The following is a 12708-nucleotide window of genomic DNA, read 5'->3' on the forward strand; positions in this document are numbered from 1 at the left end:
TCGCACTCACGTCACTTTGTATTCAATACTCATTTTCTAAGCTCCCTTTTCTAATGGCAACTTCTGTTCACCAAGACGCCGCCGTAGTAACGCCTACCGACGAGCAGCCGCAAAGCAGTTCGCGGCGCCCGATTATCCTTATTATTTTGGCGCTTGTACTACTGGTGGGCGGCTACTTTGGCTACCAACGCTACCAGTTCGGCCAAGCTCACGAAGACACCGACGACGCTCAGGTAGAGGGCGACGTATATCCCGTGATTCCGCGCGTGGGTGGCCCCGTGCTCGACGTGAAAATCGACGATAACCAGGTCGTGAAGAAAGGCGACGTGGTAGTTACCATCGACCCCGCCGACTACCAGCAGCGTGTAAATGCTGCCGAGGCTGCCCTGGCTGCTGCCCAAGCCAACGTAGTAGCTGCCCGCACCTCCATTGGTACGGCGCAGGCCAATGTGAAAGCCGCCCAGGCAACCATTGGTGTGAGTTCGGCCAACCGTGCCCGCCTCCAAAAAGACCTGAAGCGTAGCACCTTCCTGCGCAAAGAGGATATCATTCCGCAGAGCGACTACGACGCCGTGCAGGCCAACCTGCAAGCCACTACCGCCCAGCGCGCTACCGCCGAGCAGCAAGTAGCCGTAGCCCGGCAGCAAGTGGCCGCGGCCGAGCAGCAGGTAGCCGTGGCGCAAGCCGTGGTGAAGCAGCGCCAAGCCGACCTCGACAACGCCAAGCTGCAACTGAGCTACACCACCATTACGGCCCCTGCCAACGGCGTGGTAAGCCGCAAGAACGTGCAGCCCGGCCAAGTGGTAGCGCCCGGTCAGCAGTTGTTTGGCCTGGTGGCCAGCGACCGTACGTGGGTGGTAGCCAACTTCAAAGAAACCCAGCTGGAAAACATGAAAGTGGGTCAGAAGGTGAATATTGAGGTAGACGCCTACCCCAACGAGGAGTTCGAAGGCCACGTGGAGTCGCTGTCGGCCGCTACGGGCGCCCGCTTCGCCCTGCTGCCCCCCGACAACTCGACCGGCAACTTCGTGAAGGTAACGCAGCGTGTGCCCGTCAAAATCGCCCTCGACAAAGTAGACCCCGAACACCCCCTGCGCGCCGGCATGAGCGTGACGGCCACCGTAGCGGTGAAATAGATAAGCTGGAAAATTATTTGTCATCCTGAGCTTGCGAAGGACCTTCTCACGTGAGAACAACTAACGATAGATAGGTACTATCTGACGTGAGAAGGTCCTTCGCAAGCTCAGGATGACAGTTTAAACACTACCTCATGGAAACCGGATTTACCAAGTGGATCATCGTCATTACGGTGGTGATGTGCTGCTTGCTGGAGCTGATTGATACCAGCATCGTGAACGTGGCCCTGACCCAGATGATGGGCAACCTGTCGGCCACGCAGCAGGAGGTGAGCTGGGTGGTGGCGAGCTACGCCATTGCCAACGTGATTGTGATTCCCATGACCGGCTTCCTGGCTGAGCAGTTTGGGCGCAAAAACTACTACCTCGCCTCTGTTATTCTTTTTACCATTGCCTCCATGGCCTGTGGGCAAAGCACCAACATCTGGGAACTGGTGGCGTTTCGCTTTATCCAAGGGGTAGGCGGCGGTGCCCTGATGGCTACGTCGCAGGCTATTCTGGTTGATACTTTCCCGCCCGAGGAGTTGGCCCTGGGTCAGGCCTTGTTTGGTATGGGCGTGATTATCGGGCCTACTATTGGCCCTACCCTCGGCGGCTTTATTGTGGATAACTACGACTGGCCCTGGATTTTCTACGTGAACGTGCCCGTGGGTGTGCTGGCCTCCATCTTCACCATCCTGTTTATTCGGGACCCCGAGCGTATTAAAAACGCCATTCCGCGGCCTCTGCGTCAAATCGACTGGGCGGGCATTATCCTGCTGATTATGGGCGTGGGCGCGTTGCAGTTGGTGCTGGAGCAAGGCGAACGGGAAGAGTGGTTTGAGACGCCCTACATTGTGCTGGGTACCATTCTGGCCATCATCGGCTTGGTAGGCTTCGTGGTGCGCGAGATGACGGCCAAGCAACCCATCGTGGATTTGCGCGTGCTCACTAAAAGCCGCAACCTGTCCATCGGCGCGTTTCTGTCGTTTGTGCTGGGCTTCGGTTTGTTCGCTTCGGTGTTCGTGTTTCCCATCTTCTGCCAGCGCATTCTGGGCTTCTCGGCCGAGCAAACGGGCTACATTCTCCTACCCGGCGCCGTGGTGTCGGGCCTGATGATGCCGGTGATGGGCAAGATGATTCAGCGGGGCATCTCGCAGAAATTTATCCTGCCGGTGGGCTTCACCGTGTTTTTCATCTTCTCTTATTGGATGAGCGTGCGCCTCACGCCCACCGCTGGCGAGGGCGACTTCTTTTGGCCGTTGATCCTGCGCGGTTTTGGCCTGAGCATGTTGTTCCTACCCATCACCACCATGTCGCTAGCCGGCTTGAGTGGGAAGGATGCGGGCCAGGCGGCCGGCCTCACCGGTATGATTCGCCAATTGGGCGGCTCGTTTGGGGTAGCCCTGGTCGGTACGTACCTAGAGCGCGCTATCTTCCAGAACCGCAACGCGTTGCTGCCCAATATCTCGCTCTACAACCCCGAAACGGTAACGCGTCTCAACGCCTTCATTGCCAACTTCCGCGCCAAGGGTGCCGACCTAGTACAGGCCCAGCAAATGGCCTATGCCGCCCTCGAAGGTACCCTGATGAAGCAAACGTCCATCATCACCTACTCCGAAATCTTCCTGATGATCGGGGGCTTCTTCCTCATCTGCGTGCCGTTGGTACTACTCATCAAGCGCGCCAAACCCGGCGAGAAAGTAGACCTGAACGCCGCACACTAGGTGGTGAATGGTGAGGTTGTGAAGTTGTGAGTTTATAGGCGGGTTGAAAAAGAAGCGTGTCATCCTGAGCGCAGCGAAGGACCTTATGACAATAGAACGAGTCGTTATTACACTTGTCGTTCTATTGTCATAAGGTCCTTCGCTGCGCTCAGGATGACACGCTTTTTTATTTCACAACTTCACAAACTCACAAACTCACCATTATTGATACTGAATATACAGCGGCTTGGGGTCCAACTCGGCTAGGACTTCCTTGGGCGTCATGATATGGTGGGGGGCCGGCCGGGCGTCGTACTCGTAGAACAGTTTGAAGCCAGTGTACTGCACGGGCTGCTTTTGGATGTAGGCTTTGTAAGAATCCTTTTTCAGGATAGGGTTGCCCCAGCCATCCATGTCCATCACCACCTGCACGTGCGGGTCGAGCTTGATGTTTTTGTAGTTCGTGACCATGCCCTGCGTGAAGCGGTGCACCATCAGAATCTTAGGGGGTAGCTTGTTTTCGCGCACAATGCGCGTCAGGAACCTGATGGCGTAGTTCACGTCCTTGGCATCGTAGGTGCCGATTTTCTTACCCGGCCGTACGCCCTTGGTGGCCATAGCAAACTCCGGGTCGATGCCCAGGTGGATGGTGGGGTCTTTGAGGTAGGGCTCCAGCTTAGGTAGTTCGTGCTCTAGGTCGCTCAGACCCACTTGCACGTCCAGAAACAGAATGGCGTTCTTTTCCTTGGCCCAGCGCATGGTTTCCTCAATGGTGGCTTTGGAGTTCATGAGGCGGTATTTGCCGTCCTTGCCGGGGGCGCCCTGGGCCGTGATGGTCACGCTATGCAGCGCCGGCATCACGGGTAGGGTAGTGTCGGCGGCCTGCCACTCCTTCAGTACGCCATCAAACTTGCGGAACATTTGCTCCTTGGGCTCACGTCCCAGGATACCCATGCCCTTCGCCCGGATGTTACCGTAGAACGCCACAATACGGTGCCCCGGTAAAATGGCGCCCGGTAGCTGCCCGTTCACGCGGGCCACCGAGTCGGCCCACAGCGAATCGCGGCGCATGGCTTCCAGCTTCAGTTGCACCGAGTCGACGGGCGGCGGGGTAGGGGCTACCTGCTCCACGCTGGCCGTGGAAGCGGCATCGGGGTTGGCGCGCTCCTGGCGGGAGCCGCAGCCAGTTAAGGCAAGTAGTAAACCGGAGCTAACAAAGAACGCAGGTAAAATTGGGCGAGATATGAATGCAAACACAGCGAGTAGTTGGGGCAAAATGATAGGGCTACGGGCATAAAGCTAGGAAGTTCGATAACAAAAAATTCTATTGATCAAGGAATAAGGATATGTAGCTTCGGTAAGTGGCTGAGGATGTTGCCATGGCGCGCCGGTTACGGACGAGCTAAACCATTCGTCCTGCAAGAAGCAACCCTGCTGGTATAAAAAGCCCTTAGACCGGTGCGGGTGTAAGGGCTTTTTGTTGATAGGGTAGGAGTAGTGAAGTTGTGAGTTTGTGAAGTTGTGAATAGTCTGTCATCCTGAACGCAGTGAAGGACCTTCTCACGTGTGAACGACAATCGTATTAACGACTCGTTCTCTCGTGAGAAGGTCCTTCACTGCGTTCAGGATGACAGACTATTCACAACTTCACAAACTCACAACTTCACCATTTATTGATACTGAATATACAGCGGCTTGGGGTCCAGGGCGGCCACTTCGGCGGGGGTCATGAGGCGGGAGCCGGGGCGCCGGTCGTTTTTGTAGAACAGCTTGAAACCGGCAAACTCCACGGGTTGCTGCTTGATGAACTTACGGTAAGAGCCGCGCTTGATTTTGGGTGTGCCCCAGCCGTCCATGTCCATCACAATCTGCACTCGCGGGTCAGTTTTGATGTCCTGGTAATTGGTGACCATATCCTGGCGGAAGCGGTGCACCACCAGCACCTTGGGCGGTAGGTGGTTTTCGCTCACGATATCGGCCAGAAAGCGGCGGGCGTAGTTCACGTCCTGGGCATCAAACTCGCCCACCTCCGTACCCGGCCGCCGGCCCGATTTCATCGAAAACTCCGGGTCGATGCCCAGGTGCACGAAGGGTAGGCGCAGGTAGGGCGCCAAGCGGGGCAACTCCTCGGGCAAGGTGCTCAGGCCCACTTGCACATCCAGAAATACCAGCGCATGCTGCTGGCGGCCCAGCGCAATCATGCGCTGGATAGTGCTATCGGGTAGAGACGCACGGTACTTGCCATCGGCGCCGGAGTCGCGCTGGGCGATGATGGCCGTGAGGTGCAGGGCCGGGCGCACGGGGCGCTTGGGGTCGGCGGCTTCCCACTCTTCTATCTGCTCGCTGAGGCGGCGCAGCATCTCATCCTGCGGGTACTGCCCCAAAATGCCCATGCTTTTGTGCAACGGGTTGCCATAGTAGGCCACAATACGCGATTCGGGTAGAATGGCGCCCGGCAGTTCGCCGTGCACCTTGGCAACAGAATCGGCCTGTAGGGAGTCTTGGTGTAGCTGCTGCTGCCGAGCTAGCGCCAGCTCGGCGGCGCTGGGCTGCCGGGACTTCTCCTGCGGCGACGAGCAACTACTACTCAGCAGCAACCATACTACCCAACAGCATAAGTGGGTAGGAGAAAGAAAGAAAAGCCGGATAGATGCCACGAACGCGCGAGTCCTCAGTTGATGTGGAAGCTAAAGATACGCGCCGGGCTGAAAGGACGTTCCGGGAAGCCACGAATAAACTTTGCCCGCTACCCCTGCTGTGCGGCTAGGGTAGCGGGCAAAGTACTACTTCTTCAAAGCGTAGCTGATCGGAATCGTAAAGGACACATTCACAGGTTGCCCTTTTTGCTTGCCGGGTGTCCAGCGAGGCAGTTCTTTGACGACGCGCAAGGCTTCGTCGTTCATCGCCTGCGCTGCTGCTTCGTGTTCGGGAGAGGAAATACCTTTTCGAAGGTACACGTCTTCTATATCGCCTTCCTTGTTGACGGTAAAGCTGACGAATGACATTCCCTCTAGCTGCGCCGCTTTAGCGCTAGCCGGGTATTGCATGTTTTCGCCTATATATTTCAATAAGCCACCCATGCCGCCCGGAGGCTCCGGCATTTGCTCAACGTAGGCGTAAATCCGTTCACCTTTTGCGTTAAAAGCAGGTGGCGGCGGCGGGGCGGGCAGGGGCGGCGCAGGCATAGACGAAGCCTGCCCGGAAGTCTGCGAAAGCGCAGCGTCATCAGCCGGCGTATTTTTCTCACAGGCTACTACGCCTAGCAGGACGCAGCCAAGGGGTAGGGCCAGCCACTGCTTCCAGCGGCGGGTAACGGACGGACGGTTCAGCATAGCAATACGGGTTAAGGTGGAGGATGAAAAGAAAGAATGAGCAAGGGTAGGCGTCTGTCCCAGCCAGCGCGTGGCTTGCCGAGCCAGCAACCCAACATAGTCGGCGGGCGAGGTAGCAGCGGCGGCTTCGTCGGCGAGGTACTCGTGGGTGAGGTGCAGCGCGTTCGGCAGCAGGTGTACAAAGGGGTTGGGCCAAAGTATGGCTTGCCACACGCGCAGCCAGAGACGGTCGAGGGTATGGTGCTGGCGCACGTGGGCCAGCTCGTGGGCCAGTATTTGCCGGCCTTCGGCGGAGGTGAGGGGTAGGGAGTCGTCCCAGAACACCGTGCGGCCGAACGAGCTGGTAGGACGCTGGCCACCGGTACGCCGCAGGGTATAGTCCTCGTGCCGCTCTACGGGTAGCAACCGAGCAAAGCGCCACAGCTGCCAGAGCTGCCCGCCCAGCCGCGCCAGCAGCAGCACTACCCCTATGCCGTAGCAGAGCACCAGCCACGGAATGGCAGTAGCCGCCGGATGGCTGGCCTCCGCGTTGGCCGTTGCCTCAGGCAACAGGAACTGCAATGGCTGTTGCACCATAACTGGGGTAGCCAGTTCCAGGGCGGGTAAGGGGAGCAGCGGCAGCACGGCGGCCAGCAGTGGTGCCAGCACCAACAGCATCCGGTTGTAGCGGAAGCTTTGTTCGCGCCGCATCCCAACGTGGTAGAACAGCCAGAGGGCACCGAGAATCAGTGTGCTCATCCAAAGCCAGTGAAGTAGAAGAGTAGCCATTAGGAATGAAGAAATAGGTGGATGGATATAGTGTAGTAGAACTAGTAGGTCAGCTAGTGCAAGGCGTAGGTAACAGGAACAGTGAAGGACACATCCACAGGTTGACCATTGTGCGTGCCAGGTGTCCAGCGAGGTAGTTCGCGAACCACACGCAACGCTTCCTCATTCATAGCTAGCATAGGTGGTGTGGTAACAGTAGTTACCAAAGGAGCTTCGCCTTTTGCTGGCTTAATAGTTAATTTTTGCTGAATCCCTTTCATGAGCTGTACATCGTCTATACTACCGTCTTTGGTGACCGTGAATCTGACGAATACTTTGCCCTCTATATGCTGTGCTCTCGCCTCGGCCGGGTAATGGATACTTTTGCCGATATGCTGTAAAAGCGCGCTCATACCGCCTGGGTATTCCGGCATTTGTTGCGCGTAGCGGTATACTCCATCCGGTGTGATAATACCCGGTGGCCGGGAAGAAACGGACATTGACGAGCGGTAGCGCCGCAAAGCTGGTACGACCTCGTCCTTGGTATATTCTCCGCCCACTTGCTTGCCATCTGCTAGAAGGATGAACTTGGATGAACCAGGTACTTTCTGAATCTCTAAAGAAGAAGTCTCTTTACTTTCCTGCACGTGCGGCGCCGCAACTTCATCAGCCGGCGTATTCTTCTCACAAGCCACCACAAACAGCAGCCCGGCACACACGGGCAGCGCCAGCCACTGCTTCCAGCGGCGGGGTACAGACGACGAACGGTTCAGCATGGCAATACGAGTTAAGGTGGAAGATGAAAAGAAAGAATGCGCAAGGGTAGGCGCCTGCCCCAGCCAGCCGGAGGCTTGGCGGGCAAGTAGCCGGATATAATCGGTAGCAGTAGAAGGCGCCGCAGCGGCATCGGCGAGGTACTCGTGGGTGAGGTCGAGGGCGCGGGGCAGCAGGTGCACGAAGAGGTTGGGCCAGAGTACGGCCTGCCACACGCGCAGCCAGAGCCGGTCGAGGGTGTGGTGCTGGCGCACGTGCACCAGCTCGTGGCGCAGCACCTGGGCGGCTTCGGCGGCAGTGAGCGGCGCGGTATCGTCCCAGTACACGGCGCGACCGAAGGAGCCGGTAGGCCGCTGGCCGCCGGTGCGGTACAGCGTGTAGCCTGCGTGTTGCTCGGCGGGGAGCGTGCGCGTGCAGCGCCAAAGTATCAGTAATTGCCAGCTTAGCCTACCCAGCAACAGTGCTACCCCGGCGCCATACAGTAGCAGCACCCAGAACAGCAGCGGCACAGCGGGCGCACTGGTAGCCGAAGCGCCTACCGTCACGGTTGGAAGCAGCAGACGTAGGGGCGCCTGGGCCGTGGGAGTTGCCGGAAGCCAGGCGGCGGGCAAATGCACGAGAGGCAACAGCGCCGCCAGCGGCGGAGCTAGCAGTAGCAGGACGCGGTTGTACTGGAAGCACCGCTCGCGGCGCAGGGCCAGGTGGTAGAGCAGCCACAGCGCGCCCAGCGTGAGCGTGCTCAGCAGAAGCCAATTAAGCAGTTGGGGCGTCGTCATCTTGCGAGTCGGCTGGGGTAGGGGGGAGGTCCTGCTGGGCGTGGCGCAGCAGCTCGTCGAGCTGGCGGGCATCCAGGTTTTCCTCCTGGGCAAAGAAGCTGACCAACCGGCTGAACGACCCGCCGAAGTAGCCGCCCAGCAGCTTGGTGAGCGAGAAGCGCCGGTAGGCATCCTGTGCTACCAGGGCATAGTAGCGGTGCGTGCGCCCAAAGGCCTCGTGCCCCACAAAGCCCTTCTGCTCCAGAATGCGGATGATAGTGGACACCGTGGTGTAGGCGGGGGTAGGAGTGGGCAGCTCCGGCAGCATGTCCTTCACAAACGACGGCCCCCGCTGCCACAGCACTTGCATGACTTGCTCCTCGGCGCGGGTGAGTTCGGGTAGATTTTCCATAAGTAGTGGTTAAGGAGAGTAAGGTATAACTAATATTTTAGTTATACAACTAAATCTTTAGATAAATCTGAATCACGGATTCGCTCGGATTTGACGGATGACACGGATTTCGGATCACGGTTTCGCTCGGATTTTTCGGATGACACGGATTTTGTAGACGATTTCAAACATAGAGGGCTATCCAAATCAGGTAGCTCTCTATGTTTTGTGACAATCCACTGTGTAGCGTCGAGATGTGGTTGGCGTGAATCGTTCACAAAATCCGTGTCATCCGAAAAATCCGAGCGAATCCGTGGTTCTGACTTACCACTACGAAATCGAATCTTTTGGGCGCCCCAGTGTTATACAAAGACCTTCAATTCATTCTATTCTGTATCGTGCGTTTTCCTAAGCTTGCTACCCGATTTGCGTGGCTGACTGGTTTCCTGGGTATTGCCCTGGGCGCTGGTACGGCCGTCAGCTGCAATTCCGATTCGCCTACCCCTACCACCTCCACCGAAACCCCCGAGGCTCCGGCGGCCGCTACCCATTTAGTGGGCAGCAAGCTCATTGGCGAGTACAGCGCCCAGGTGTTGGCCGGCCGCGTGTCGCAGGTGCCACTGGTGGGGGCGCTGGCCAAGTATCCTATCAAAGTATACCGGCTCACCTACACCACCCAAAACACCGACGGCCAGACCGTGACGGCCTCCGGGGCGCTGCTAGTGCCCACGGCGCCCGTGGCCCTGCCGCTCCTCAGCTACCAGCATGGCACCCTGCGCCCCGCCGATGAGAACCGGGCACCCTCTTATTATAGCCAGAGCAGCGAAGTGTATTCGGCAGTGTCGGTGCTGGCCTCCACGGGCTACATTGTAGCGGCCCCGGATTATATTGGCTACGGCGCCAGCAAAAACCTGCCGCACCCCTACGAGCACGCGGCCTCGCTGGCATCCTCGTCGTTGGATATGCTGCGGGCGGCGCGGGAGTTCTGCGCCCAGCAGAAAATCCAGCGCAACGACAAAAACTTTCTGGTAGGTTACTCCGAGGGCGGCTTTGCAACCATGGCCTTGCACAAGCTCATCGAGGAGAAAAATAGCCAGGAGTTTACCGTGACGGCCAGCGCCCCCGGCGCGGGCGCCTACCACAAATCAGCCTTTGCGCGCTATATCCTCAGCAGCGACCAGCCGCTGAACTTTCTGAGTACCTACGTGTGGGTGCTGAGCACCTATGACCGGGTGTATAAGCTGAATCGGCCATTCGACTACTACTACAAAGCACCATATGCCGCGCAGTTAAAGGCCAATCAGTTTAGCGCTGTGCCCCAACTGCCCAGCCAGCTATTCTCGACTACTTTCCGTGACGCGGTACTGAACGGCACCGATGCGCCCCTGTCTGCTACCCTCACCGACAACGACATCTACGACTGGAAGCCCACCGCGCCCGTCGCCCTCTTCCACGGCACCGCCGACGACTACGTGCCCTTCTTCAATTCCGAAGATGCCTACAAAGCCATGCGCGCCCGCGGGGCTACCCAGGTGGAGCTACACCCCATCGAAGGCGGCAACCACTTCACGGCCGCGGCGGTGTACACGCTGTCCGCCTACGCGTTCATTGCGCAGTATTAGCGTGTAGCGGATGAAGCCACCATTCACGTCGCCTACTGGTCCGACGCCGTAGGGCGTCGGACCAGTAGGCGACAACCATTCAAGCCGTCTAATGCAGTTTCTGGCACAGCTCCAGCTGGCCGGACTGAAAGGCATCGTGGTAAAAGTTGAAAATGCTCGCCTCCGGATCCGTCGATGCCAAGGGTGCAAAAACGGTTGTGCTCAGGGGGCAAACCTAATATAACACTGCCTTCGGAGAGGCAAACCGTACCTTTACACGTAGTATCCTTTGACCACTAAATTCTATGCGGGACGAAATCAGCGTATTCGGGCAAGTGATGCAGCAGCAGGGCCTACATGCGGCGTTGGAGTACCTCAACAGTCGGACCCCGCACCGCTACACGGGCCTATTTCGGTTCGATGGGGAGGTATTGCGCAACGAGGCCTTGTTCGACCGCTACCAACCTGCCATGCGGCGGGGCGACGATGTGCCCATGGCCGTTACGTACTGTTCCCTGGTAGGGCGGCAGCAGGCGCCTTTGGAAATAACAGATGCTACCATTGACCCGCACGTGTTGGGCCTGATCGATACGCCTGTCATTTCCTATTGCGGGGTGCTCGTGCGCGATGCCCAGGGTCAGCCCTTTGGTACGCTGTGCCACTACGATATGCAGCGCTGCCAGGAGCGTACCACCGACCAACCACTGCTCGAAGCCGCTGCCAAGCTGCTCTACCAACAACTACAAGCAGACCGCTTGCAACCGTCAACTCTCCCAGAACACTAAATCAGAGAGCAGCAGAAAAGGTGAGCTGTGTTGAGAAGGTGGGGGTTTCTTTTTTACCTGAAGCCTGCTATGCACTTATGGTGTGTAAACAGGACGCAACGCTGCTTACTCAATCAGCAACGTTTGCGAGTAGGTGGCGTGCGCGGAGGTGATACGCACAGCATACAGACCGGGTGCCAGGTGCGCAAGGTTCAACTCGTGGGACTGGTTGCGGGCGTGCAGTTGAGCTGTGAGCACAAGGCGTCCGCTGGAGTCGTGCACGGTCAGCTGACTGTCTTCGGGGGTAGGCGCCAGTGTTTGCACGCGCAGCACGTGGCGTGCCGGGTTAGGGTACAGCGCAAAGCGGGCCGCTCCGGCCTGCTGGCTGCTGGTGGTAGCCACCGGCGCCAGCCACTCGCCTAGCGCCAGCGAATACAGGCGGGGTGGCACCGTGAGAAAAGACGTAGCGAGGCGCTCGTTGGACACCAGCACCGAGTAGCGGTCGGTGAACGTGAGGGCCTCTACCTGTCCTACCAGCAGCGCCGAGGGAAGGTCGATACGGCGCTTGTTGCCTTGCAGCACGCGACCCGTTGGGAAATCAAACAGCAGCCACGCAAACGTAGCACCCGTGGCGGTGTAGCCCAATAGCGCGGCCTCCGTACCTGCGGCATTGAGCGCGGCCCCGGTCACGAGGCCGTTTACGTTGAGCGTGGCACGGTATCGGGCCGCGTAGGTGCCCGGCGTGGCCGGCACGGTGTAGTAGCTGGTTTGCTGATCGGCCCAGTTCTTCGTGAAAATATGCAAGGAGTCGTTGGCGACGAAAAAACGCCTCCGCATCGAAATTGTGCTGATTGACAGGAGGCTGAAAGTTGGTCTGCTGGGGGTAGGAAAATGCAATGGCCTCCGCAGACACAGTTATGTCGGGCGCGGTGCCAATGGCCGCTTTCGGGACGCGCAAAACGCGCAAATCGCGCCGGTTGCCAGCGTTGTTGCCAAAGTCGCCGATGTACAGGTACCGGTCATCGGCGGTCAGGTCCTCCCAGTCCACATTCGCAAAGTTGCTGATGCGTACGCGCTGCCGCACCTCGCCGGTAGCGGGGTCGAGGCGATACAGCACAGGCTCGTTGCCGCTGTCGTTGAGCGTCCAGAGCTGCTGGTTGGTGTAGATCAAGCCGGAGGTTTCGTGCACCTCCAAGGGTAGGGCGGCCCGAATGGGTAGGGCCGCAGTGGTGGCCGGGTAGCGGCAGGAACCATCGTTGCTAGTGGCCGAGGGGGCAAAATTGGTGGCCCGCGCATCGGTGCAGCCGGTTTGGGCGGCCGCATGGTAGCCAAGGCCGGGCAGAAACAGGAGGAAGGCTAGTATTTTCTGCTTCATGCGGGCGAAAGAAAGTGGAGCGGCAAGTAACAATATAGGATTTGATTATCAAATAGTTGTACAGTTTCTTGATGCATGCGTGATAGAGAGAAGGCTACGGCTACAGGTCATGGCAACAGTTTGGTAACATGCCGGGAACAATAACGAA

The 12708-nt window shown here is 58.2% G+C and carries 11 protein-coding genes; 4 read left to right on the forward strand and 7 right to left on the reverse strand.

The window, feature by feature from the left end:
• Positions 1–53 precede the first annotated feature (53 nt).
• Both F1C16_RS18995 and F1C16_RS19000 read left to right on the forward strand, forming a co-directional pair.
• A complete protein-coding gene (locus F1C16_RS18995; protein WP_185282164.1) occupies positions 54–1136 on the forward strand; it encodes an HlyD family secretion protein in 1083 nt (360 codons plus the stop codon).
• A gap of 134 nt (positions 1137–1270) precedes the next feature.
• Entirely contained in the window at positions 1271–2842 is a 1572-nt protein-coding gene (locus F1C16_RS19000; RefSeq protein WP_185282165.1) for a DHA2 family efflux MFS transporter permease subunit, read from the forward strand.
• Between the two features lie 201 nt (positions 2843–3043).
• Here F1C16_RS19000 and F1C16_RS19005 read toward each other — a convergent pair whose 3' ends face one another.
• The 5 genes from F1C16_RS19005 to F1C16_RS19025 all read right to left on the reverse strand — a co-directional run bounded on the left by F1C16_RS19005 (position 3044) and on the right by F1C16_RS19025 (position 8841).
• Positions 3044–4096 (reverse strand): hypothetical protein, encoded by a 1053-nt coding sequence (locus F1C16_RS19005; RefSeq protein ID WP_308461640.1) that lies wholly within the window; start codon positions 4094–4096, stop codon positions 3044–3046.
• A gap of 395 nt (positions 4097–4491) precedes the next feature.
• Positions 4492–5478, reverse strand: coding sequence for a hypothetical protein (locus F1C16_RS19010; RefSeq protein ID WP_185282166.1), 987 nt, complete (start codon positions 5476–5478; stop codon positions 4492–4494).
• A 126-nt stretch (positions 5479–5604) separates the two neighbouring features.
• Complete coding sequence (locus F1C16_RS19015) at positions 5605–6921, reverse strand: M56 family metallopeptidase (RefSeq protein WP_185282167.1); 1317 nt, start codon at positions 6919–6921, stop codon at positions 5605–5607.
• 53 nt (positions 6922–6974) lie between these two features.
• Complete coding sequence (locus F1C16_RS19020) at positions 6975–8450, reverse strand: TonB family protein (protein WP_185282168.1); 1476 nt, start codon at positions 8448–8450, stop codon at positions 6975–6977.
• Positions 8428–8841 carry a BlaI/MecI/CopY family transcriptional regulator gene (locus F1C16_RS19025; RefSeq protein WP_185282169.1) on the reverse strand — a complete coding sequence of 138 codons (414 nt, stop codon included), beginning with the start codon at positions 8839–8841 and terminating at the stop codon, positions 8428–8430. The genes F1C16_RS19020 and F1C16_RS19025 overlap by 23 nt, the downstream gene beginning before the upstream one ends.
• 377 nt (positions 8842–9218) lie before the next feature.
• Here F1C16_RS19025 and F1C16_RS19030 point away from each other — a divergent pair, with 377 nt between their 5' ends.
• On the forward strand, positions 9219–10442 hold the full coding sequence (locus F1C16_RS19030; RefSeq protein WP_258048966.1) for a S9 family peptidase: 1224 nt from the start codon (positions 9219–9221) through the stop codon (positions 10440–10442).
• Positions 10443–10726: 284 nt separating this feature from the next.
• Complete coding sequence (locus F1C16_RS19035) at positions 10727–11206, forward strand: GAF domain-containing protein (RefSeq protein ID WP_185282170.1); 480 nt, start codon at positions 10727–10729, stop codon at positions 11204–11206.
• A 105-nt stretch (positions 11207–11311) separates the two neighbouring features.
• Here the strand turns inward: F1C16_RS19035 and F1C16_RS19040 are convergent, their stop codons facing one another.
• Both F1C16_RS19040 and F1C16_RS19045 read right to left on the reverse strand, forming a co-directional pair.
• On the reverse strand, positions 11312–11830 hold the full coding sequence (locus F1C16_RS19040) for a T9SS type A sorting domain-containing protein (RefSeq protein WP_185282171.1): 519 nt from the start codon (positions 11828–11830) through the stop codon (positions 11312–11314).
• Positions 11784–12560: a hypothetical protein gene (locus F1C16_RS19045; RefSeq protein ID WP_185282172.1), complete on the reverse strand. Its 777-nt coding sequence runs from the start codon at positions 12558–12560 to the stop codon at positions 11784–11786. Before F1C16_RS19045 ends, F1C16_RS19040 begins: the two co-directional genes overlap by 47 nt.
• Positions 12561–12708 lie beyond the last annotated feature (148 nt).

The organism is Hymenobacter sp. NBH84 (genome assembly GCF_014217645.1).
Lineage (GTDB): Bacteria > Bacteroidota > Bacteroidia > Cytophagales > Hymenobacteraceae > Hymenobacter > Hymenobacter profundi.